The following is a 23120-nucleotide window of genomic DNA, read 5'->3' on the forward strand; positions in this document are numbered from 1 at the left end:
GATCCCCCAGTTGTGAATACATCGACGGGTGGGAGCAGTGCGGCCCCAATGCTTTTATAGTACGACCGAGAGCTCCCGAGTGTCACGTCCCACCCGCTACTGGCCACTAGTCCAGATACCGAGGGTTACTATCGTGCGCACTGATCTGAAAGTGGCCGTCTCCCGTGGGGTGGACCACCTGCTGTCGATCCAGGAACCGGACGGCTGGTGGTCCCGCTGTCCGGACGCGAATGTGATGGTCGACGCGGTCGACCTCTTCATCCGCGAGCTGCTGGGGGTGCGCGACGAGGACGTCCTCGCGGCCACCGCCCGCTGGATCCGCTCCCGCCAACTCCCCGACGCCGGCTGGGGCCTGTACCCGGGAGGCCCCGGCGACCTGTCCACCACCGTGGAGGCCTACCTCGCGCTGCGGCTGGCCGGCGACACCCCCGAGGAACCGCACATGGCCGCCGCGGCCCGTTTCGTCCGCGCCCAGGGGGGCGCCGAACGCTGCCGCCTCGAAGCCCACCTGTGGCTGGCCCTGTTCGGCCAGGAGGACTGGCGGGCCGTGCCCACCGTGCTCACCGAGGCGGTGCTGCTGCCGCCGCGCGCTCCGCTCTCGCTCTACCGGATGTCCACCTGGGCCCGGCTGACGATGGTGCCGCTCGGCCTGGTGCACCGCTCCCGGCCCCGCCACGACCCCGGCTTCCGGACCGACGAACTGCGCACCGGCCAGCCCGTCCCACCCGCACTGCCGCCGGCCCTGCGGGCCGTGGACCGCGCGGTCGGCTGGTACAACGAGCACGCGCTCGGCCTGCCGCGCGGCCGGGCCGTCGAGCGCGCCGTCCGCTGGATCACCGACCGCCAGGAGGCCGACGGCGCCTGGCTGGCCTGCAACGTGGCCTCGGTGTTCTGCCTGCTCGGCCTGCACGCCGCGGGCCTGGGCGCCGAGCACCCCGCGATCCGCGCCGGACTGCGCGGGCTGGACGGCTTCGCGGTCCACGAGGAGGGCCCGGACGGCCCGGTCCGCCGGATGAACTGCATGCCCACCCCGGTCTGGGACACCGCCCTGTGCGTGACCGCGCTCACCGACGCCGGCCTGGACACCGACCATCCCGCCCTGCTGCGCGCCGCCCGCTGGCTCGCCGGACAGGAGGTCACCTCGCACGGCGACTGGGCCGTCGCCAGGCCCGGACGGGCCGCCGGCGGCTGGTCGGTCGGCTTCGTCGAGCAGGCCTTCCCCGACTGCGACGACACCGCGGTGGTCGTCGACGCGCTCTCCCGGGTGACGGCCCCCGACCCCGCCGAGGCCGCCCGGCTGCGCGGCGCCGCCGTCCGCGGCACCTCCTGGCTGCTCGCCATGCAGTCCTCGGACGGCGGCTGGGCCGCCTACGACGCGGACAACACCTCGTGGGCCGTCTCCCGCCTGAGCACCCTCGACTTCACCGAACTCACCGACCGGCCCTGTCCGGACATCACCGCGCACGCCCTGGAGAGCCTGGCCCGCCAGGGCCTGGCGGCCGACCCGAGGATCCGGGCCGCCGCACGCTGGCTGGCGCGCCACCAGGACGCGGACGGCTCCTGGTTCGGCCGCTGGGGCGCCAACCACCTGTACGGCACGGGGGCGGTGGTCACCGCGCTGCTGAGCGCCGGCGTCCCGCCGCACAGCCGGCCGGTGCGGCGCGCGGTCGACTGGCTGACGAACCATCAGAACACCGACGGCGGCTGGGGCGAGAGCCTGCGCTCGTACGACGACCCGGCCTGGCGCGGCCGCGGCCCCTCCACCCCCAGCCAGACCTCCTGGGCGCTGCTCGCCCTGCACGCGGCCGGCCTGCCGGCCGACGACGAGCGGGTCGACCGGGGGCTGTCCTGGCTGGTCGCCGCGCAGCGGGAGGACGGCGGCTGGGACGAGGAGCCGTTCACCGGCACCGTCCTGCCGCGGCAGTTCTACATGAGCTACCCGATGTACCGCCACCTCTTCCCCGTCATGGCGCTCGGGCGCTACCAGCGCTGACCCGCGCCACCCCGAAGAACACCGGCGCCCCCCCGGACCACCGGCGCCGCCCTCGGCCTGCGCTTCCCCGGACCACCGGCACAGCCCCCCCCGGACCGGAGCCGCCCCGAACCATCGGCAACCACCGACGACCACCACGAACGGAGTTCCGTGAAGAAGCCCAGGGTCAAGGCCAACGACCTCACCCAGTACGACGACCTCGCCGACCAGTGGTGGGACCCGCGCGGCCCCTTCGCCGCGCTCGGCTGGATCGCGGCCAAGCGCGGCGAGCTCATCCCGCCCGCCGACCGGCCCGGCGCCCGCCTGGTCGACGTCGCCTGCGGCGGCGGTCTGCTCCACCCGTACCTGGCCAGCAAGGGCTACCGGCACATCGGCGTGGACCAGTCCGAGCGCTCGCTGGAGGTGGCCGCCGCCCACGGGGTCGACGAGACGGTCCTGGCCGACGTCGCCAAGCTGCCGTTCGAGGACGACAGCGTGGACGTCGTGGTCGCCGGCCAGTGCCTGGAGCACGTCCCGGACCCGTACGCCGTGGTCGCCGAGTGCTGCCGGATCCTGCGCCCGGGCGGCACCCTGCTGCTCGACACCATCGCCGACACCTTCCTGGCCCGGATCCTCATCGTCACGCTGACCGAGAACCTCCCGCTGCCCGGGATGGCCCCCAAGGGCTGCCACGACCACCGGCTCTTCGTCAACCGCCTGCGCCTGGCCCAGACCGCCGCGCTCGGCGGGGTCGAACTGCGGCTGTACGGGCTCTGGCCGCAGGCCCGGGCACTCATCCCCTGGTTCTTCAAGCTCCGGTCGACGGTCCCGATGTTCCCCACCCGCTCCACCAACGTGATGTTCCAGGCGATCGGCACCAAGCGCCTGCCGGCCTCGGGCGGCGCGCGGTGACGGTGGAGTCCGCGACGGCGGCGTCCGCCCGGACCCGCCCGGGCGCGCGGGCCTGGCTGGTGGCCGCCGGACCGCCGCTGGTCCTGGTCATCGTGCTGCAGGGCCTGTACGCGGTGGCCGTCGCCCGCCAGGTCCATCCGCTGGAGCCCTGGCGGGTGGCGCTGACCCTGTTCGTGCTGGTCCCGGACTGCGTCGGCCGGCGCTACGTCAACGACTACGAGGACTACGTGCGCGGCCTCGACAGGACGGACCGGGTCCGCCCCGAGAGCGCCCTCGCGCAGGGCCTGGACATGCGCCGGCTGCGGCTGGCCGGGCTCGGCTGCTTCGCCGTCGCCTGGATCGGCCTCGCCGTGCTCGCCGCCGCCACCTCCTGGTGGCTGCCGCCCCTGATCGCGCTCTGCTACCTCGCCTACTTCGGCTACGCGGGCGGCCCCCGGCCGCTGGGCCACCGGGCGCTGGGCGAGCTGCTGGACTTCGTGGTGACCGGCTTCGGCGTCACCCTGATCCTGGCCTGGCTGAACGCGGGCCGCGTCGACACCACCCTGCTGCTCGCCGCCCTGGGCCCGGGGTTCCTGTTCGCCGCGCTGATGCTGCACAACAACGCCCGCGACACCGAGAAGGACGCCGCGGTCGGCAAGACGACCCTGCCGCACGTGGTCAGCCCGGCGGTGACCAAGCTGCTGTACGGCGGCTGCCTGGCCGGCTTCTACCTGGTCGACGCCGCCGTGGCCGGGCGGCTGCACGCGGCGGGCGTGCTGCTGCCGCTGCTCACCCTGCCCTGGGCCGCCGCGCTGGCCGTCTCGGTCGCCCGGTCCCGGATCGGCCCGTCGATGATCTCCTGGGCCTGGCTGTACTACCTGATGATCGCCGACTTCGTCCTCTTCGCGATCGGAGCGTGGATCTGAGATGCCGCCCGCTGGAACCGGCCCCACCCCGCAGGGCCCGGATCTCCCCCGGCTCGCCGGCGACCTGTCGCGCGTCCGCGACCGCGTCGTCAAGGAGCTGACGCTGGACGACCCGGCGATCGAGGACGCCCTGCAGCACCTGGTCCGCCACCCCGGGAAGTTCCTGCGCCCCGCCCTGGTGCTCGGCGCCGCCGACCTGCTCGGCGCCGACACCCCGGCCAGTGAGCAGGTGGTCACCGCGGGCGCGGCGGTCGAACTGCTCCACCTCGCCACCCTCTGCCACGACGACCTGTGCGACCGCGCCGGGGTCCGCCGCGGCGTACCCACCGTCAACGCGCGCTACGGCGACAGCGCCGCCCTGGTGCTCGGCGACTACCTGCTCGCCACCGCCCTCGGCCTCGCCGCCACCCTGGGCCCGGAGGCCGCCGCCGCCGCGGCGCACTGCGCCCGGCGGATCTGCGTCGGACAGCTCGTCGAACTCCGCGCGACCGGCGACCCGGACCGCACCGTCCCCGGCTACCTCGCCGCCGTCTCCGGCAAGACCGCCGAACTCCTCTCCTTCAGCGCGCTGTTGGGCGCCATCGCGGCCGGCGCCGACGAAAGCCGCCGGCGGGCCCTGGCCGCCTTCGGCCACCACCTCGGCGTGGCCTTCCAGATCTGGAACGACCTCGGCGACCTCACCGCGCCCGGCGAGGGCGCCGGCCGTGACCTCGGCAACGCCGTCTACACCCTGCCCGTCCTCTTCGGGCTGGAGACGGCCGGCGACCGGCTGCGCCCACTGCTGTCCACTCCTGACCAGAACCACGACCGCGACCACGACCGAACGGTCACCGAGGTGCTCGCCGTGCTGCGCGACTGCGGCGCCCTGCAACGGGCCGCCGACACCGCGGGCGCCCGGCTGCGGACGGCCTTCGACTGCCTGGAGGCCGCCGACCTGCCCCGGCCGCACGGCGTACCGGCGCTGCGCCGGATGCTGGCCGGCCTCCTGCCCGAGGTGGCGCAGCTGCTCGACGCCCCACCCGGGACGGCCCGCTCCGCGAAGGCGGCGGGATGAGCACCGCGGCGGTTCCCAGGCTCACGCCCGCCGAGGTGCTGCGGTTCGCCGCCGACCCGTTCACCGGCATGCTGCGCGCCCAGCGCGTCCACGGCGACGTGGTGGAGGTCGGGTACGGCCGCCAGCGCTCGACCTTCCTCTTCGGGCCGGAGGCCAACTCCTTCGTCTTCGCCAACCCCCAGCTGTTCTCCTGGCGCGACTCCTTCGAGGTGATGCTGCCGGTGCTCGGCGAGAGCGCCCTGCTGGTGAGCGACGGCGAGAGCCACCGCAGGCGCCGCCACCTGGTGCTGCCCGCCTTCCACCGCCGCCGCATCGAGGACTACGTCCGTCTGATGGCCCGCAACACCGCGGCGACGGTCGACCGTTGGGACACCGGCCGGCGCGTCGACCTCTACCGCGAGCTGCGCGCGCTGATCCGCCGCAACACCGTCGAGTCGCTCTACGGCTCCCGGCTGGCCGCCCAGAACGACGCCATCGGCGCCCGGCTGCAGATCGCCCTCGACGCCACCGACCTGCCCCTCGGGCTGCAGCTCTTCCTCACCCGCGTCCCCAACCCGGTCACCGCCCGGGCCGAACGGGCCCGCCGCTGGGTCGCCGAGCGGGTCCAGGCCGAGATCGAGCACCGGCGCCGCCACCCCGAACCGGACGGCGACGGCCTCGGCGCGCTGCTCGCGGCCACGGACGGCGAGGGCTGCCCGCTCGACGACGGCGAGATCCAGGACCAGGTGATCAGCCTGATCGTGGCCGGCTACGAGACGACCAGCGCCGCCATGGCCTGGGTGGTGCACGCCGCGCTGAGCACCCCCGGGACGTGGGAGCGGGCCCGGGAGTCCGTCACCGCGCTGCTCGGCGACGAACCGGTGACGGTGGAGGCGCTGGAGAAGCTCGACTACCTGGACGGCGTGGTGCAGGAGGCGCTGCGCCTCCACCCGCCGGTGGTCGTCCTGCCCCGGGTCACGGCCCGGGAGGTCGAGTTCGCCGGCCGGCGGCTGCCGGCCGGCACCCGGCTGGCGATCAGCCCCTACGTGACGCACCGGATGTCCCGGGTCTGGCCCGAGCCCTCCCGCTTCGTCCCCGAGCGGTGGCAGCGCGGCCACCCCCTGCACCGGGAGGTCACCCCGGCCGGCTTCCTGCCGTTCGGGGGCGGGCGCCACCGCTGCATCGGCGCGCCGTTCGCGACCGCCGAACTCAAGACCGTCCTCGTGGAGCTGCTCCGGCGGACCGAACTAACGCCGGCCGGCCCGGTGACCCCGGTCAGCATCATGGCCATGCGCCCCCGCCGGGGAGTCCCCGTCGTGGTGCGCCGACGAAAGGCAGGCTCGCACGGATGAGGATCACCATCGTGGGCGGCGGCATCGCCGGGCTGACCACCGCGCTGAGCCTGCACGCCGCCGGCTTCGAGCCGCTGGTGTGCGAGGCGGCGCGGAGCATCGAGGCGGTCGGCGTGGGGATCAACCTGCTGCCGCACGCCGCCCGGGAGCTCTCCGAACTCGGCCTGGCCGACGAACTGGACGCCGTCGCGCTGCGCCCGCGCCGGCTGAACTACTACGACCGGGCCGGCTCGCCGGTGTGGGAGGAGACGCTCGGCGTCGACGCCGGCTACCGCTGGCCGCAGTACTCGGTCCACCGCGGCCGGCTGCACCTGCTGCTGCTCGCCGCCGCGCGCGAGCGCCTGGGGCCGGACGCCTTCCGCACCGGCCAGCGGTTCCGGCGCTTCGAGCAGAGCGCGGACGGCGTCCGGGCCCACTTCCTGGACCGGGCGAGCGGCGCCCCGGTCGTCGAGGAGTCCGACCTGCTGGTCGGCTCCGACGGCATCGACTCCGCCGTCCGCGCCCAGCTCCACCCGCACGAGGGCCCCTCCCACTGGAACGGCGTGCACATGTGGCGCGGCGTCGCGCCGTACCCGCACGTCCTCGGCGGCCGGTCGATCGCCGTGGCCGGAGGCAGCCCCGGCGCCAAGTTCGTCGCCTACCCCATCGAGGACCCCGCCACCGAGGGCGGCGACGCCCTGATGAACTGGGTGCTGGAGGTGCGGCACGACCCGTCCGCCGCACCGCTGGACCGCTCCAACCGCCGCATCGCGCCGGCCGAGGCGCTCGCCGGCCTGGCGGGCTGGAGCCTGCCCTGGATCGACCTGCCCACCCTGGTCGGGAGCTCCTCGGCGATCTTCGAGTACCCGATGCTCGACCGCGACCCGCTGCCCCGCTGGAGCTTCGGCCGGGTCACCCTGCTGGGCGACGCCGCGCACCCGATGTTCCCGATGGGGATGAACGGCGGCTCGCAGTCCGTCGTCGACGCCCGGGTGCTGGCCTGGTGCCTGGCCCGGGAGCACGACCCGGTGGCCGCCCTGCGCCAGTACGACGAGCTGCGCCGCCCGACCGTCAACGCCATCGTGCTGGGCAACCGGGAGCTGGGACCGGAGGAGATCATCGCCCGGGCCGCGGAGCACGGCGGTCCGCTGCCCGTCGACCGGGCCGAGGCCATCGCGCGGGGCTACAAGGAACTCGCCCTGGCCACCGTCGCGCAGGTGAACTCCCACCCCTCCTGGACGGTCGCCCGCGACGCCGCCGACCGGGCCCGCTGAGGCGCCATGACGACCGCCCCCTCCCGCCGACGGCCCCGGGTCGGCCACATCGCGTTCCTCAACTGCCTGCCCCTGCTCTGGGGGCTGGCCAGGACCGGCAGCCTGCTCGACCTCGACCTGACCACCGGCCACCCCGGCCGGCTCGGAGCCGCCCTGGTGGCCGGCGAGCTGGACATCGGCCCGATCAGCCTGGCGGACTACCTGGGCAACACCGACCGGCTGGTCGCCCTGCCCGACATCGCCGTCGGCAGTGACGGACCGGTGATGTCCTGCCTGATCGTCAGCAGGGTGCCGCTGTCCCGGCTCGACGGCCGGACGGTCTCGCTCTGCTCGACCAGCCGGACCTCGGTGCGGCTCGCCCGGCTGCTGCTGCGCGAGCGGTTCGGCGTCGAACCCCGCTACCGGGTCCGGCCGCCGGACCTTCCGGTGATGCTCGCCGACGCGGACGCCGCCGTGCTGATCGGCGACCCTGCGCTGCGGGCCGCCCTGCGCCACCCCGCGCCCGCCGGCCTGGAGGTGCACGACCTGGGCCGGCTCTGGCGGGAGTGGACCGGGCTGCCCTTCGTCTTCGCGCTCTTCGCCGCCCGCCGCGACCTCGTGCGGCGGGATCCGGCGACCGTGCGCGAGGTCCACGCCCAGCTGCTGGCCGCCCGGGACCTCGGGCTGCGCGAGGTGGACCGGCTGTGCGGACGGGCGGCCCGCTGGGAGCCGTTCGACGCCGCGGCCCTGCGCCACTACTTCACCCGCGCGCTCGACTACGGCCTGGGCCCGCGGCAGCTGCTCGGCATCGCGGAGTTCACCCGCCTCGCCGGCGGCCCCGCGGCGGGCTTCCCCGCCGATGCCCGGCTCGACCTGCTGAGCGCCTCCCCCACCACCGCCGAGCGCTGACCGCGGGTGCTCAGCGGGCCCCGGCCAGCACGCGGCGCAGGGCGGCCTCCCCCGGCACGCCGGACACGGTGCCGTCGGCGCCCCGGTACAGCCGGCACGACAGGCTCGGCACGGCCCCGGGCGGGGCGAACGGGTCGGTACCGTCGACCAGAACGGTCGGCGACCCGTACATGCCCCGCTCGACGGCCTCGGCCTCGTCCCGCACCTCGACCAGCTCCACCTCCGCCTCCCGCCCCTCCAGAGCGGCCTCGACCAGCTCCACCGCAGGCCGGGCGTTGGGGCAGCCCGCCACCGTCAGCACCGTGATCCGCATCCGTCCGCCCTCCGGTTCATTCCTCCGACACCTCTCGACCCCGACCGTAGTCCGCCCGCGCACCGGAGCCGTCATCGGCTCCCGGCGAGAAGGACAGCCTGAACGGCGAGCCGTCGGCACCGGGCGTCCAGCCCCTCGCCCGGGCGGCCCGGATGCCGGCGGCGACCTCCCGCGGCAGGACGACCTCCTCCGGTAGCGGGCGCGGGCCGACGAGGGCCGGACGGCCGGTCTCCACGACCAGCGTCGATCCCGGGCCGACCGCGGCTTCCGCCACATAGCCCAAGGTGCTGCCCTCGTAGTCGCAGCACAGGTGCCGCCTGCCCACCCGCCAGCGGTACTCGACACCGTCCACGACGATCCGGCGGGACCCCTTCCTGGCCAGTGCCACCCTGCCGCCCCCGTCCCTCACCCGTCCGCATCCGTCATCTCCGTCCTCGGGAGCCAGTCAACCTGCCCGCAGGGCACCTGTCACCGGGTTTCGTCCCCGGGTGACCCCGGGGCGTGGGGGCGCGGAGGAGGCGCCGGGGCGTCGCATAGTCGGAGTGCCGGCGACACCTTCCGATCATGAGATGAGTCGACCATGCGCCTGCCCCGCCGACCCGCCACCGCGCTGGCCGTCCCGCTGCTCCTCACCGCCGCGGGCTGCGGCTCCCCGGCCACCCCTCCCCCGGTCGACGACCGCACCCCCGCCACCCCCGCCGTCGCCACCACCGCCACCGGGCCGCGGGCGTTCACGCTCGTCGCCACCGGCGACGTCCTGCCGCACACCGAGATCATCCGGCAGGCCCAGGAGGACGCCGGCGGCACCGGCTACGACTTCACCCGGATGTTCGCCGGCGTCACACCGCTGATCAGCGGCGCGGACCTGGCCATCTGCCACATGGAGACCGTCTACGGCGCCGACGGCGGGCCGTTCACCGGCTACCCGACCTTCAAGTCGCCGCCGCAGGTCGCCCGCGCCCTCAAGGACGCCGGGTACACCTCCTGCGACACCGCCTCCAACCACACCCTCGACGACGGCCCCGCCGGAATCCGGCGCACCCTCGACGCCATGGACGCCGTCGGCCTGGCGCACACCGGCTCGGCCCGCGACGAGGCCGAGGCGGGCGGACCCGCACTGCTCCGGGCCGGCGGCGCCACCGTGGCCCACCTCGCCTACACCTACGGCACCAACGGCATCCCGCTGCCGGCCGACCGCCCCTGGTCGGTCAACCTGATCGACCGGGACCGGATCCTCGCCGACGCCCGCGCCGCCCGGGCGAACGGCGCCGACGTCGTCGCGGTGAGCGTCCACTGGGGCACCGAGTGGCAGGACACCCCGAACGAGCAACAGCTCACCCTGGCCCGCGAGCTGGCCACCGGACAGGGCGAGGGCCGACCGGACATCGACCTGATCCTCGGCACCCACGCCCACATCCCCCAGGCGTACGAGAAGATCAACGACACCTGGGCCGTGTACGGCCTCGGCGACCAGCTCGCCGGCCACATGTTCACCTACGACGGCGCCGAGGACCCGCGCGGCAACTGGAGCTCGATCGCCCGCTTCACCTTCACCCCGCCGAGCGCCCCCGGCCTGCGGTGGACGGTCGCCAAGGCCGAGTTCATCCCCCAGCTGACCGACCTCGGCCCGCCCTACCGCGTCCTCGACCTGCGCGAAGCCACCCACCGCGCCCCCGGCCGCACCGACTACGCCCGCGCCCTGGACCACATCCGCTCCGTGGTCCTCAGCCGCGGCGCCGCCTCAGCGGGCCTGACCATGGCCCCGTAGACGCTACCCGGCGGCGCTCACCGCCGCGGCCGTACCGCGCAGGGAGACCCCGAAGCGGGTGCGCAGTCGCCGCACCTCCCACCAGGCCACGGCGGTCACGCCGGCCGGTCCGCCGAGGACGGCGCACAGCTGGACGGGCAGCGGGCCGGGCGGCGGACCGCCGAACAGCAGGCCGGTCAGGGCGAGTTCCCAGACCAGCACACCGGTCAGCACCGGCGGGAGCGCCGCGTGGGCCCGGTCCAGGGTGAAGGCGGTGCGGACCACCGTCGGCGAGGCGAAGGCCACGAACATCAGCACCCAGATCGGCACCGCCAGGACCAGCAGGTCGAAGACCTGCCCGAGCAGCAGGGTGTGGACCGACCCCTGCACCCGGTCGGCGAGCCACAGCAGCACCGGCACCGCCGAACAGGCGCCCACGTACTGCAGCGCCATCCGCACCGCCGGCCGCACCCGGGCCCGCATGGCGGGCCGCGCGTCCGGTCCGGCGAGCCGGAACAGCACCCCGACCACCACCGGCGCGCTCACCAGCACCAGCCACGGCGTGATCAGCAGCCGCAGCTGCACCTGATCGCCGATCCCTCCCCAGTCCTCCGGCGTCCCGTACACGACCAGCACCACGAACCCTGCCGCGAGGGCCAGCCGCGCCCGCACCTTCTGCACCCGCAGCACCGCCAGGTCGGTCATCCCCTGCGGCCCGGCCACCGTGAACACCCGCCGCGCCAGCCGCCGGGCCGACCGGGCCATCGGGTAGAGCCCCAGGAACATCAGGAACGGCCACAGACAGAACAGCACCGGCACCAGGACCCACCCGCTGACCGCCCGCCACACCGGCGCCACCAGCTCCCGCAGGGTCGGCCACTCCTCACCCCGGAACCGCTGCCGCAGCGAAACGTCCCGCCGGGGAAAGGAGTTCTGATTTCCGTACGTCACACCAAGTTCCTCACGCGCGCGCTGCCCGTTTGCCGACACCCAGTCAACCCTGCAGCGCCGCACCCTACTGCCGCCCGCCCGCACCCCGCCCACCACCCGCCCGACGAACGACCCGCGCCCGACCGGCCCGGGCTGGAAGGATCACCGCATGCGCACCGTCTACGCCCTCCTCGTGGGCATCGACCGCTACCCGACCGAACCGCTCAAGGGATGTGAGAACGACATCCGCGCGGTGGAGGCCTGGCTGACCCGCCGACCCGGACCGCCGACGCGGATCCGGACGCTGCTCAACGAACAGGCCGGCACCGCCGCGGTGCGCCAGGGCATCCGGAACCACCTGGGCCGGTGCGGGCCGGGCGACACCGCGCTGCTGTGGTTCAGCGGCCACGGCGCCTCCCGCCCCACCGGCGACCCGCGCGAGGCGACCGGCCGGTACCAGGCGCTGGTCTGCCACGACAGCCTCACCGAGGGCGGGCGGGCCCTGCTCCAGGACACCACCCTCGGCCCGCTGCTGGACGGACTCGCCCGGGGCGGCACGCACGTGGTCGCCGTCCTGGACTGTTGCCACGCCGGCGGAGCGAGCCGCGACGACGACCCGGGCCTCACCACCCGCGGCGTGGAGTGGATGCCCTGGTGGGACGCCGAGCCGGCCGCCGGTCCCTCGACGCAGCCGCCCACCGGGCCGTCCGCCGACACGCCGACCGGCGCCCGGGGCGCGGGCGGCACCGGCCCGGAGCCGCCCCGGCACGTCCTGCTCGCCGCCTGCCGGCCGCAGGAGAAGGCCCACGAGGGGCTGATCGACGGCACCCACCGCGGCCACTTCAGCCACGCCCTGCTCGACGCCCTGGAGCGGCTCGGGCCGCACACCACCTACGGCCAACTGCACGCGCTCGCCGAGGAACAGGTCCGTCGGCGCACCTCCGGCCCCCAGCACCCCGAGCTGCGGGGCGCCGAGAACCGCCGCTTCCTGCACGGCGACGAGCTCACCTCCGCCCCGTTCGTACTCCGTTCCACCTCGGCCGGCTTCGAGGTCAACTGCGGTCTGGCGCACGGACTCCGGCGCATCGGCGCCGAGTTCACCCTGCTCCCGGACGCCGGCACCGACGCCTCACGAGCCGGCCGGAAGGTCGTGGTGCGCGAACTGCGGCCGGAGTCGGCGCTGGTCGACCCGGTCGGCTCGTGGGCCCGGCGGGAGGACACGGGCGCGGCCTACCCGGTGACCCCGTCCTCGCTGGCGTTCCCGCCCGCGGCCGTCACCGTCTCCGGGGACGACCGGGCCGCGGTCCGGCTGGTCGAGCGGGCGGTGGCCGCCGCGCCGCTGCTCGCCCGCGGCGGCGACGGCCTGCCGCTGCGCGTGGTGCTGCGCGACGGCGCGGCCGAGGTCCTGGGCGCCGGTGGCGACGCCCCGTTCCTGCCGCTGCGCTCCGCGGCGGACGCGACCCGGCTGGCCGACTTCCTGACGCACGTCACGCGCTGGCACCGGATCAGGGACCTCGCCAACCCGGACCCGTGGCTCTCCACCCTGCTCCGGGTGACCGTCGACTCCCCCTCGGTCGGCACCTGCCGGCGCACCGGCACCGGCGAGATCGTCTGCTCGTACACCCGGGACGGCCGGCCCCCGCAGCTGAGGGTCCTGATCCACAACGACTCCGACCGCACCCTGTGGTGCACCCTGGTCTCCCTCAGCACCGACTACGCCGCCACGACGGACAACTACCCGGGCGACTTCGTCGTCGGTCGGTACCGGGGCGTCGCCCGCGCGAACGAGCCGGTGTGCTTCCAGTTGCCCCACACACAGCCGCCGCGCAGCGGGGCGTCCACCGTCGACGTGCTCAAGGTGATCGCGGCCGAGAACGTGCTGAACACCGTGCCGTTCCAGCTCGACGCGTGGACCGGATGGTCGGCCCGCTCGGCCGACCCGGCCGACAACGGACCGCTGGTCCACCTGGGTCCGCCGAGCGGCGACCGGGTCGCCGGGGCGGCGCCGGGCGGCCACGGACGGTGGGGGACGGCCGCGCTGGTGGTACGGACCGAGGTTCCCTGAGCCGAGGAGCCGAGGAGCCGAGGTGCCCGGGCCGGCCCGGGCGGGGTTCACCAGCCGAGGTGCGTGAACCCCGCCCAGCTCACCAGATCGTCGGCCCGGACGCCCGGCACCTGGGCGGCCAGTTCCGGAGCCATCCCGGGCGGCGCCTGCCGGCGGTCGTCCAGGTACCACGCCTGGGCGCGGCGCAGGGCCTGCCCCGGCGACAGGCCCTCCCGGCTCAGGTAGTGATGGGTCAGGTACATCAGCAGCGAGGTCGCCTCGTCGGGCACCGGCCAGAGCGAGCCCAGCACCGAGCGCGCGCCGCTGACCAGGAACGCGGTGGACAGGCTGTAGGCCTCGTCGTAGCCGCGCCCGGAGACGTTGGTACGGCAGGCGGCGAGCACCACCAGCTCCAGCGCACGGCGGCCGGTGAGGTCCTCGGTCAGCTCCTCGGCGGCCAGGGTGCCGCCCGACAGCGCGAGGTAGGCGCTGTGCCGCTCGCCCTCGCGGACCGTCCCGTGGCAGGCGAGGTGCAGCACGCCGCCGCGCTGGCGCCGCAGCCAGTCCCGGACGGCCGCCGGGGTCGCGGTGCGGGCGTCGAGCAGGGCGCCGTCCGGGTGGAAGTCGCGGTGGACGGCGGCGGCCTCCGCCCCGGCGTGGTGCAGGTCGCCGGTGGGGTTGCCCACCACGAGCACCTCACGGGCCGCCGACGCGGGCCGCGCGGCCACCTCGCACAGCAGCCGGGCGGAGGGGATGTAGGAGACGGTGGCCTCCTGGCAGGCCCGGCTCCGCCGACCGCGACGCCCGGTGACGCGCGCCGCGTGCCAGGGCACCAGGGCGAGTTCCGCCATCGGGACGAGCACCAGGGTGGGCGCCCGGCCCGGGCTGCGGCCGACCCGGTCGAGCAGCGGGCCCATCACCGCCCGCCCCGCCCAGTCGCAGAGCTCCGCGAGGGCGTCCGCCCGGTCGGCGGCCGTCCCGGCGGCGGGCCCGGCGGGCGCGGGCCCGCCGGGCGGCGCACCGGCCACCCGTCCCGGGGTCCCGGCGGCCCGGTAGCGCGTCAGCGGCGGGGCGTCCGTCCTGAGCCCGTCCAGCACGATCGCCTCGACCCGGCCGTTCGCGTGGACCAGCAGCGCGGCGCCCTGGCCCATGTCGTCGCCCGCCAGCAGGTACACCAGCGCCGTCGCCCCGAGCGCGCGCAGCGCCGCCCCGATCTCACCGGGCTCCGGGGTCTCCAGCACCCGCCCGCGCACCGGCGAGGCCGCGAGCGTCTCCAGCACCCGGCGCCGCAAGCGGCTCGACGGCCCCGCGGGCGAACCGGGCGCGGACAGTGCCGCGCCGTGGTCGACGACCGGTTCGGCTCCGGCGGCCCGCCACTCCCGGGCCAGGTCCGCCCGGTCCAGCGAGACCAGCAGGTCGGGCACGGTGGCGCTCACGGTGGCCGCGTGCAGGGCGAGCCCCCGGCCGGCGTCCAGCGCGCGGACGGCGTCCTCGTACGCGCCGTCCGCGAGGCTCCAGCGGGCCACCTCGCGGGCCTGCGCACCGGCGAGGCGGGCGACCTCGGCCGCGTGGGCGGTACCCGACTGCAGCAGGACGCTCCAGGCCGGGGCCCGCAAGGCGTCGAGGCCGAGGCGCCGGGACTCCGCGTGGTCGCCGCCCGCGGACCCGGCGCGGACCTGACGCGTCCGGCCCCGTCGGCGAAAGGCCTGGGACAGACTCATGGTCGTGGCGCCCCAGAGGGTGTGCTCCGGTCCCCTGGCCGCCCGCGCGGAGTGTCTCAGCAGGGCGATGCCCTGGTCCAGGTGGTGCCGGCGGAGACCGGGAGGCATAGGGCCCAGCTCCGGTGCCGCGCAGTGGGCGACGCCCAGGAGGTGGGTCTGGCGGGTCCAGTTGTCGCTGTCCGGGTCGGTCAGTTCCAGCGCGTCCTCCACGAGGGCCATCGCCTCGGCCAGCAGGACCCCGTCCCCGGCGGCCAGCGCGTGCGCACTGCGGCCGATCGCGGCATCCGTGAGCGCGTCGGCCCTGGGGCCGGGCGGGAGCAGCGCGCAGTGCCGGCGGATCTCCTCGATCGGGGCCGGGGCGGTCAGGGCGTCGGGGGTGAGCTTCCAGTCCCCCTCGCCGCCGCGTCGGGCCCGCAGCGCGCGGAGGTTGTACTTGGCGGTGTCGATCACCGTCATGAAGCTCGCGCGGTCCATGAAGTCGGGCGGCAGTTCGGCCAGCGCCGCTTCCATCTCCCGGATCGCCTGCGCGAGCGCGGGCTCGTCCTCGCGGCGGGTGGCCTGGCTGGATCGGAACATCGCCAGCTGCGCCGGGAAGACCTGGCGCATCCCGGGGGCGGCGAAGACCGGTCGGTCCGCCAGGCGGACGAGTTCGTCGACCGCCTCGTCGAAGTCGTCCTGACCGCCCGCGATCTGGGCGAGGTTGAACAGCAGGGAGGCGCGCATGAACGTGAGCGCGCCGTGGGCATCGCCGTCCTGCGGCACGTCCGCGAGCAGGCGGTCCACCTCGGCGAGGGTCCGCTCCAGCTCGGCCGGGGACGTCAGGTCGCCCCGCGCCTGCAGCCCGGCGGCCAGCGCGCCGATGTCCGTCTGCCAGGGCTTCCCGGTCGGCCCGTGCGACCTGGCGGCGGCCAGCAGTTCGGCGTCCCGGCCGTGCAGCGGCGCGTTGCGGTCGAGCTGGAGCAGCGGCAGGACGGAGATGATCTGGCCGGCGCGCATCCCGGACAGCAGTGTGCCGGCCGGCAGCGCCTTCCAGTCGCGGTAGAGCAGTTCGAAGGCCTCGTCGCCGGTGGCGCAGCCGAGGTGGTCCAGGACCGTACCGGTGATCCGGTTCATGTCCTGGGCGAGGAGGAGACCGCCCCGGGACGCCTCCTGGATCTCGTACAACAGCACGTGGAGGTCGTAGTCCGCCGCCATGTCAGAGCCACCTTCCGGGCTGCTTCGGGGAGGTCCGGGTGAGGTACGGGGAGAGCGCCGCGTTCAGCCATTCCTCGCCCTCCTCGGTGCCGAAGTCGACGGTGTGGCCGGTCGGTTCGAGCGGCGCGTCGCCGCAGCGGTCCTCGAACAGCACGACGACCCGGTCGGCCGGCTCGCGCTTCGACGGCCAGACGAAGCCCTGGGACCAGGTCTTGGTCCGCTCCCTGATCCAGTGGCCCCAGTCGCGGGTCTGCGGGTACTCCAGGCCCTCGGCGTGGATCAGCCAGGAGTCCTGTCCCACGGCGGCCAGTTCCGTACCGGACATCAGGGAGACCGCCTGGACGGACTCGCGCAGTCGCAGCACGGACAGGCTGCGCCGCTCGAAGGCGGCCCGCTGGAGCAGTCGCGGGCCTCCGCTCGCGTCGAACGGGATGGAGCGCAGCAGGACCTCGCAGAGCGCGGCGCCGGGGCCGAACCCGGCATAGAGGAAGCCGTACTCGTCGTTCGGCGTGCCGTCGAACCGGCCGCCGTCGTAGAGCGCCTTCGCGGGGACGGAGTTGAACGCGACCGGGGAGCGGTGGGTGGAGTGCACGCGGTAGAGGGTCGTTCCGGCGGCCAGGACGGCGCGGATCGGCTCGCCCGGCAGGCTGTCGGGGCAGGGGTACCTCGGCACGACTACCCCTCCCCGTCCAGGCCGGCCAACGCCCTGGCAGCGCCGAGCAGTTCGGCGTCCCGGCCGCGTCCCAGCAGTTCGGCGGGCGCGGCCCCGAACAGGCTGTGGCCGGAGAGCCACCAGTCGGCGGCGCCCCAGGGGTCGGCGTCGGCCCGTAGGGCGGCGTTGACGTCCAGGACGACGGCCCAGGGCATCAGGGCGGCTTCGAACTGGAAGGCGGGCAGCCGTCGTCGGCCGTCCGGACCGGTCAGGACGACGAGCCTGGGGTCGATCTCCTCCCAGACCGGCCGGACGACGGCCGGCGCGGCGAGGAGCCGTTCGCGGATCGGTCCGAGCAGCGGCCCGACCATGGGGTTGCGGTCGACGACGAGCAGACAGAGGTCGGCGGCGCTGTAGCCGTCGTGGCGCGGGTCCGGTGAGGCGTCGGAGAACCGCGCGCCCTGCGCGTCGGCCCGCAGCCGCTCGGCCTCGTCGGCCGGGAGTCCGTCCAGCACCGTCGCGACGGCACGGGCGGCGAGCGTGCGGGCGTCGGCCTCGTCGGCGCCCGCCACCGTCCTGAACTCGGCCAGGATCGGTACCAGGGCCCGGCGCGCGCCGGGGTCGAGCAGGGGCGACAGCCGCGACCAGCTCGCGGCGAACCCGGCCAGCAACGCCACGGCGTTCACCACGGCCGTTCTCCTTCCGCCGGTCCGCCGGAGCACGCGGCCGCGCCGTCGGGGGGCAGCTGCTCGGCGCCGAGGAACCTCGCCAACTGGTCCGCCGTGTCCGGGCGGCGGACGATGAGGTGCACCTCCCGGTCGGGACCGCCGTCCGCGTCGAGCACGGGCCACATGGCCCCGACGCTGGCCTCGACCGGCAGGCCGCCGCGGCCGGCGCCCAGCAGCGGGAAGCAGACCGAGCGCAGCGGGGGCGTGCAGGCGGCGCCCTCCCGGGACATCAGCTCCAGCACCCGGGCGGCCGCGTCGGCGACGCCCTGCGGTGTGGTGTCGTAGTCGTTGGTGCCGGGCCTCGGCGCCGTCACGGCGGCGTGGTAGATCCGCCGCACGCCGCGTCGGGCGAGTGCCCCCGGGGCGGTCGCCAGCACGGCCCCCGGCGGCACCGGCCCGGCCGGCAGCCCGCGCTCGTGCCGCGCCGCCGCCAGGGCGTCGGCGAGGTGGTCGGCGACCACCTCGCCGGTCGCGTCGCGCCCGGCCGCGGCCCGCCGCAGCGAGGCGGCCACCGAGGACTTGTAGACCGGGGGCAGCTCGAAGTGGGTGTTGCTGGGCGAGACGACCACGTCCACGCAGCGCAGCCACTCGACCGGGTGAATGTGCAGCAGAACCCGCCGTGCGCGCCCCTGGCGATCGATCCGCAACTCGCGGTGCTGGCGGTAAGGCGCGGGCACCGTTCCGCCCGCCCCCGGAACGTCGCGCGCGCCCGCCCCCGCGATCCAGCACAGCTGCTCGACCACCTGCGCCAGGACCGTCCCCTCCTGACTCTTGCGGAAGCGCTCGGTACTCAGGCTGTAGACCCGCGCGGCGCGCTTGCGCCGCTCCGCCGCCACGCTGTCCCGCATGCCCGGCGCGAGCCCGAGCGTCAGCTCGGCGGCCTCCTGGAGGTCCCCGCCGCCCAGCCGGGAGACCGCCTCGCGCAGCAGCTTCTCCACCTCGACCGGCCAGGCCTCCACGACGGCCCCGGGCGCCCAGACGGCCATCCCACGAAGCAACGGAAGGTCCAGGTCACGGATCCGGACCAGCCCCTCGGAGCGGACCAATTTCACCTCGCGGAGAATCGACGCAACGTCAAACTGCGGAGTACCAGCCGTCATACGGCAATGATCGAGCGCGGAACAGCATCGCGACAAGTTCCCCCCGCCGCCTCGATGCTAGGGCCGCCGGCCCCGCCCGCGACCCCGCGCGCCAGGTCGTTTCCCGGTCGCGCGCCGGTCGGCCCCCGCCGACCGCCACGGAACCCGAACGGCCGTGCGGGTTCACTCCCCGTGCGCAGCGCGAGGTGCTGCCGGCGCTCGGGTGTGCACAGGGTGGTTGCAGCCCCACCCCATTCGAAAGGTTGGAATCATGGGCATATCACTGCCCCGTTCCCCGCTCCTCACCGCCGCCACGGTGGCACTCGCCACCTGTGCGGTCGCCGCCACCGCCGCCCCCGCCCTCGCCGCCCAGGCCGGGGGCGGGCCGAGTGGTGGCGGTCGACCGGGTGGCGGGGGGAAGCCGACGGTGGTCCTGGTGCACGGCGCGTTCGCCGACGCCTCGGGCTGGGACGCCGTCGTCGAACGCCTGCTCGCCGACGGCTTCCCCGTCCTGGCCCCGCCCAACGAACTGCGCGGCGTGGCCAACGACGCCGCCTCCGTCGCCGAGTTGCTGAAGAGCATCATCGGCCCGATCGTGCTGGCCGGCCACTCCTACGGCGGCGCCGTCATCACCCAGGCCGCCGCCGGGAACCCGAACGTGCAGGCCCTGGTCTACGTGTCGGCGTTCATGCCCGACGTCGGCGAGTCCCCGGCCGAGCTGTCCGCCAAGTTCACCGGCAGCGAGCTCGGCACCTCGCTCAACCCCGTGCCCTTCAAGGACCGCGGCGGCAGCGGCACCGACCTGTACATCAGGAACGACAGGTTCCACGACGTCTTCGCCGCCGACCTGCCCGAGCCCCGGGCCCGCCGGATGGCCGCCGAGCAGCGTCCGGTCTCCGAGGCCGGGTTCGGCGAGAAGCTCACCGCCGCCGCCTGGCACGACATCCCGTCCTGGTTCGTCGTCTCCGGACAGGACAAGGCCATCGCCCCCGACCTCGAACGCTTCGAGGCCCAACGCGGCAGGTCGCGCACCGTCGAGGTCGACTCCTCGCACGTGTCGATGATGTCCCACCCCGACGTCGTCACCCGCCAGATCCGCGAGGCCGCGAGCACGAGCCGCGACGGAAGCGACGGACGCGACGGACGCGACGGACGCGACGGACGCGACGGACGCGATGGGCGCGACAGCACGGCCCCGGCCGAGCTCGCGGCCACCGGCTCGCCCGCCCAGGCCCTCGCCGCCATCGGCGCAGCCTCCGCCACCGCGATCCTCTCCGGCGCGGTGCTCACCCGCGTCGCCCGCCGCCGCGGCACCCGCTGAGCGCGCCCGCCGAACGCCCGCTGTCCGCCCGTACCCGGAGACCCGGTACGGGCGGACAGCAGCGTCCCGGACCGCCCCCGGCCAAGCGGCCCGACTCGAGGTCCCAGTCGACCAGTTCGGCCCCCCACCGCGGGGCACCAGGGCGAAGGCCCGATCGTGGAGCCGGCGGCGCACCGGTTCGACCGGCACGTCGATCACGGCGGTCCCCTCGTCCGCCCGGAGCGTGATCCGCAGCTCACGGCGGCCGTGGCAACGGCACGGCGGCAAGACCCGCACATCGCCGATCCCGGCCGCCCGGCGCACCCGGAAACCGTGGGGCCGGCGAGCCCGCCGGGACGGCAGGCCCGCGCACGTGGCCCGGATCACAGGAACTCCGGGGCCCCTGCGGCCAGGTCAGGGCATGAGCACAACTTCCACACCCCGCCGGACCGTCCTCCGTGTCCTGGCCGTCGCCGTCACGCTGGTCGGCGGCCTGACGCCCGCCTGGAGCGGCGCGGCCGTCGCCGCGGAGCCGCCGACGTACACCCTCACGATCCGCCACCTGGACCGCGCCGGCCAGGCGCCCGCGAGGTACGTCACCTCCGTCTTCGGCATCTCCGGCGCCGGCGCCGACCGCACGGAGCAGCCCTACGACGCCTCCGGCGTCACCACCCTGCGGCTGCCCAAGGGCCGGTACCTGCTGGAGAGCACGCTGTTCACCGAGCGGCCGGCCGACGGCACCGACTGGATCGTCCAGCCCCGGCTCGACCTCGACCAGGACACCACCGTCACCGTCGACGCGCGGACCACCGCCCCCGTCGACGTCCGGCCCGCCGACGGCTCCGCGCGCTTCCTGCAGGCCGGGATGTTCCTGGACGTCACCCACGAGGGCGCCACCAGGATGGCCAGCATGGTCAAGCTGACGCCGAACCCGCTGCGGGTGGCCCACCTCGGTCCCGATAGCGAACCCGGCTCGGTGAGGCAGTGGTACGACACGTACTGGGCGAGCGACACGGACACCTACGCGCTCGGCCGGACCTTCTCCGGCACCCGCGCGCTGACCGGGCTCACCCATCACTACACCGCCCAGGAGCTGGCCACCCTGCGGATCCGCGGCGCGGCCCGGCCGGGCGGCGCGGGGACGGCGACCTTCGATCTGGGGCCGACCCCCGGACCGGCCGCCGGACCGACCATCGGGCTCTCGCAGGGCATGCCGTTCCCCGGCACCGCCACCGTCCACGTCACGCCCCACCGCGGCACCTGGGACCTCAGCTTCGCGCCGCCCGGCGGCGACGGCGCCCGGACGAACCGCTACTTCGCCAACGGCCTCGCCCTGCGGGCCGGGACGACCACGACCCAGACCTTCGAGGGCCCGGTCCTCGGCCCGGCGCTGACCGACCGGGCCGGCGTCGAACGCGACGGCGACACCATCACCGCGAACCTCCCGCTGCTCGCCGACGGCGACGGCCACGTGCCCTCGGCGCCGTCCTTCGACACGGCCTACACCGCGCTCCACCGCGACGGCGCACTGATCGGCACCCGCTCAGGGGCGGACGCCGCGGCCGGGCGCGCCGCGTTCACGGTGCCCGCGGCCCCGGCCTCGTACCGCCTGGCCGCCACCGTCACCCGCAGGGCCGCGACCGGCGCGACCACCCGGGTGAACGCCTCGTGGACCTTCCCCTCGGCCGCGACGACCGGGCCGACCCCGCTGCCGGTGAGCGTCGTGCGGTTCTCGCCCGAGCTGAACCCGGACGGCACCGCCGCGGCCGGCAGCCCGATCCGGGTGCCCGTCACCGTGCAGGGCGCCGCCGCGAACGGCCGGGTCCGCTCGCTGACGGTCTCGATGTCCGCGGACGGCGGCGCCTCCTGGACCCGGCTCCCGGTCGACGCCGGCGCCGTCACGGTCCCGAACCCGGCGGCGGCGGACACCGCCGTCTCGCTGCGCGCGGAGCTGACCGACACCGAGGGCAACACTCTCGACCAGACCGTCGTCGACGCCTACCGCACCCACTGACGCCCTCCCGCCCGCCCTCCCGCTCGGCGGCCGGGCGGGCGAGCGGTCACCCTTGGTGTGCCGTACCCACACCCTGGAGGGACACCGTGCAACCGATTCTGGTGACCGGCGCCGCCGGCCGCGTGGGCGCCGTCGGACGATCCGTGGTCGAGAACCTGCGCCGACGCGGCCTCCCGGTCCGCGCCCTGGTACGCCGTGCGGACGAACGCGCCGACGCCCTTCGCGCGACCGGCGCCGAGGTCGTCGTCGGGGACCTGACCCGCATCGACGACGTGGCGGCGGCCATGGCCGGCTGCCCGCGCGTGTACTTCGGCATGGGCGTCTCCGCCGGGTACCTGGAAGCCGCCCTGACGACGGCGGCCGTGGCCCGCGCGCGGCAGCGGCCGGAGGTGTTCGTCAACATGTCGCAGCTGACCGTCTCCGAGCTGGGCCCGAGGGACGCGGGCGAGTCGCACCAGCACCGTCAGCAGTGGCTGGTGGAACAGGCCCTCACCTGGTCCGGACTGCCCGTGGTCGAGATCAGGCCCACCGTGTTCCTGGAGAACCCGCTGTTCCGGGCCGGCCTGTCCTCGATCGCCGTGGACGGCACCGTCCGACTGCCGCTCGGCCGGGCCCGCACCTCCCCCGTGGCCGCCGCCGACGTCGCCGCCGTCGTCACGGAGGTCCTGGCCGAACCGGCCCCGTACCTCGGCCGCGTCCTCGAACTGACCGGCCCGCGTTCCCTGGACGGCCCCGCCCTCGCCGCCGAGGCCTCCGACGCCCTCGGCCGGCCGGTCCGCTACGCCGACGTCCCGTTGGACGAGTGGATCGACCGCGACCTCAAACCCCTGGCGCTGTCGGAGCACACCTTCCAGCACATCTCCACCATGGCCCGCCTGCACGCCGAGAACCGCTACGACCGCCGGGCCGACGGCGTCCGGCAGGTCACCGGACGCCCCGCCACCGGCGTCGGCGAATACCTCCGGCAGCACGCCCGCCTTTTCGGCGGGTGAGACCGGTTCTCCCCGGACTTCGATTTCGACCGTCGTCCCGAATTCGCGGGCCCGGAAAATTCCAACCCTAGGAAAATGCGGTCTACGTTCC

At 75.4% G+C, this 23120-nt stretch carries 19 protein-coding genes and 1 pseudogene; 12 read left to right on the top strand and 8 right to left on the bottom strand.

Annotated features, from left to right (window positions below):
- Positions 1-133 precede the first annotated feature (133 nt).
- The 7 genes from shc to ACFVUH_RS14000 all read left to right on the top strand — a co-directional run bounded on the left by shc (position 134) and on the right by ACFVUH_RS14000 (position 8315).
- Positions 134-1993 (top strand): squalene--hopene cyclase, encoded by a 1860-nt coding sequence (shc, locus tag ACFVUH_RS13970; RefSeq protein WP_387913268.1) that lies wholly within the window; start codon positions 134-136, stop codon positions 1991-1993.
- A 150-nt stretch (positions 1994-2143) separates the two neighbouring features.
- Positions 2144-2884: a methyltransferase domain-containing protein gene (locus ACFVUH_RS13975; protein ID WP_387913270.1), complete on the top strand. Its 741-nt coding sequence runs from the start codon at positions 2144-2146 to the stop codon at positions 2882-2884.
- The gene (locus tag ACFVUH_RS13980) at positions 2881-3789 is read left to right on the top strand and encodes a UbiA family prenyltransferase (protein ID WP_355363221.1); all 909 of its coding nucleotides are present in this window, start codon (positions 2881-2883) and stop codon (positions 3787-3789) included. The genes ACFVUH_RS13975 and ACFVUH_RS13980 overlap by 4 nt, the downstream gene beginning before the upstream one ends.
- A 1-nt stretch (position 3790) precedes the next feature.
- Complete coding sequence (locus ACFVUH_RS13985) at positions 3791-4843, top strand: polyprenyl synthetase family protein (protein ID WP_387913272.1); 1053 nt, start codon at positions 3791-3793, stop codon at positions 4841-4843.
- The gene (locus ACFVUH_RS13990) at positions 4840-6174 is read left to right on the top strand and encodes a cytochrome P450 (protein ID WP_387913274.1); all 1335 of its coding nucleotides are present in this window, start codon (positions 4840-4842) and stop codon (positions 6172-6174) included. The genes ACFVUH_RS13985 and ACFVUH_RS13990 overlap by 4 nt, the downstream gene beginning before the upstream one ends.
- Entirely contained in the window at positions 6171-7427 is a 1257-nt protein-coding gene (locus ACFVUH_RS13995) for an FAD-dependent monooxygenase (protein WP_387913276.1), read from the top strand. The genes ACFVUH_RS13990 and ACFVUH_RS13995 overlap by 4 nt, the downstream gene beginning before the upstream one ends.
- Positions 7428-7433: 6 nt before the next feature.
- Complete coding sequence (locus ACFVUH_RS14000; RefSeq protein WP_387913278.1) at positions 7434-8315, top strand: menaquinone biosynthetic enzyme MqnA/MqnD family protein; 882 nt, start codon at positions 7434-7436, stop codon at positions 8313-8315.
- A 10-nt stretch (positions 8316-8325) separates the two neighbouring features.
- Here the strand turns inward: ACFVUH_RS14000 and ACFVUH_RS14005 are convergent, their stop codons facing one another.
- Positions 8326-8628 (bottom strand): thioredoxin family protein, encoded by a 303-nt coding sequence (locus tag ACFVUH_RS14005; RefSeq protein ID WP_387913280.1) that lies wholly within the window; start codon positions 8626-8628, stop codon positions 8326-8328.
- Positions 8629-8644: 16 nt separating this feature from the next.
- On the bottom strand, positions 8645-9016 hold the full coding sequence (locus ACFVUH_RS14010) for a hypothetical protein (protein WP_387913281.1): 372 nt from the start codon (positions 9014-9016) through the stop codon (positions 8645-8647).
- A 192-nt stretch (positions 9017-9208) separates the two neighbouring features.
- On the opposite strand from ACFVUH_RS14010, the gene ACFVUH_RS14015 reads away from it, so the two are divergent.
- Positions 9209-10396 carry a CapA family protein gene (locus ACFVUH_RS14015; protein ID WP_387913283.1) on the top strand — a complete coding sequence of 396 codons (1188 nt, stop codon included), beginning with the start codon at positions 9209-9211 and terminating at the stop codon, positions 10394-10396.
- A gap of 3 nt (positions 10397-10399) precedes the next feature.
- Here ACFVUH_RS14015 and ACFVUH_RS14020 read toward each other — a convergent pair whose 3' ends face one another.
- Positions 10400-11326, bottom strand: coding sequence for a hypothetical protein (locus tag ACFVUH_RS14020; RefSeq protein WP_387913284.1), 927 nt, complete (start codon positions 11324-11326; stop codon positions 10400-10402).
- A gap of 148 nt (positions 11327-11474) precedes the next feature.
- Between ACFVUH_RS14020 and ACFVUH_RS14025 the strand changes: the two genes are divergently transcribed.
- On the top strand, positions 11475-13370 hold the full coding sequence (locus ACFVUH_RS14025; RefSeq protein WP_387913286.1) for a caspase domain-containing protein: 1896 nt from the start codon (positions 11475-11477) through the stop codon (positions 13368-13370).
- A 47-nt stretch (positions 13371-13417) separates the two neighbouring features.
- On the opposite strand, the gene ACFVUH_RS14030 is transcribed toward ACFVUH_RS14025, so the two are convergent.
- The 4 genes from ACFVUH_RS14030 to ACFVUH_RS14045 are packed head-to-tail and all read right to left on the bottom strand — an operon-like array spanning position 13418 to position 18696.
- On the bottom strand, positions 13418-16264 hold the full coding sequence (locus tag ACFVUH_RS14030) for a CHAT domain-containing protein (RefSeq protein WP_387913287.1): 2847 nt from the start codon (positions 16262-16264) through the stop codon (positions 13418-13420).
- A gap of 1 nt (position 16265) precedes the next feature.
- Positions 16266-16937: an RES family NAD+ phosphorylase gene (locus tag ACFVUH_RS14035; protein WP_355363199.1), complete on the bottom strand. Its 672-nt coding sequence runs from the start codon at positions 16935-16937 to the stop codon at positions 16266-16268.
- Positions 16938-16939: 2 nt separating this feature from the next.
- Entirely contained in the window at positions 16940-17605 is a 666-nt protein-coding gene (locus tag ACFVUH_RS14040) for a hypothetical protein (RefSeq protein WP_387913289.1), read from the bottom strand.
- Positions 17599-18696 carry a hypothetical protein gene (locus ACFVUH_RS14045; protein ID WP_387913291.1) on the bottom strand — a complete coding sequence of 366 codons (1098 nt, stop codon included), beginning with the start codon at positions 18694-18696 and terminating at the stop codon, positions 17599-17601. The genes ACFVUH_RS14040 and ACFVUH_RS14045 overlap by 7 nt, the downstream gene beginning before the upstream one ends.
- A 298-nt stretch (positions 18697-18994) precedes the next feature.
- Between ACFVUH_RS14045 and ACFVUH_RS14050 the strand changes: the two genes are divergently transcribed.
- Positions 18995-20044 (top strand): alpha/beta fold hydrolase, encoded by a 1050-nt coding sequence (locus tag ACFVUH_RS14050; RefSeq protein ID WP_387913293.1) that lies wholly within the window; start codon positions 18995-18997, stop codon positions 20042-20044.
- A 138-nt stretch (positions 20045-20182) separates the two neighbouring features.
- Here ACFVUH_RS14050 and ACFVUH_RS14055 read toward each other — a convergent pair.
- A pseudogene (locus ACFVUH_RS14055) lies at positions 20183-20410 on the bottom strand (SsgA family sporulation/cell division regulator); the annotation flags it as partial.
- Positions 20411-20444: 34 nt separating this feature from the next.
- Here ACFVUH_RS14055 and ACFVUH_RS14060 point away from each other — a divergent pair.
- Positions 20445-22037 (top strand): serine protease, encoded by a 1593-nt coding sequence (locus ACFVUH_RS14060; RefSeq protein WP_387913295.1) that lies wholly within the window; start codon positions 20445-20447, stop codon positions 22035-22037.
- A gap of 86 nt (positions 22038-22123) precedes the next feature.
- Positions 22124-23029: an NAD(P)H-binding protein gene (locus ACFVUH_RS14065; protein WP_387913297.1), complete on the top strand. Its 906-nt coding sequence runs from the start codon at positions 22124-22126 to the stop codon at positions 23027-23029.
- The last annotated feature ends 91 nt before the right edge of the window (positions 23030-23120 follow it).

Source organism: Kitasatospora sp. NPDC058032, assembly GCF_042885845.1.
In the GTDB taxonomy this organism is placed as follows: Bacteria; Actinomycetota; Actinomycetes; order Streptomycetales; family Streptomycetaceae; genus Kitasatospora.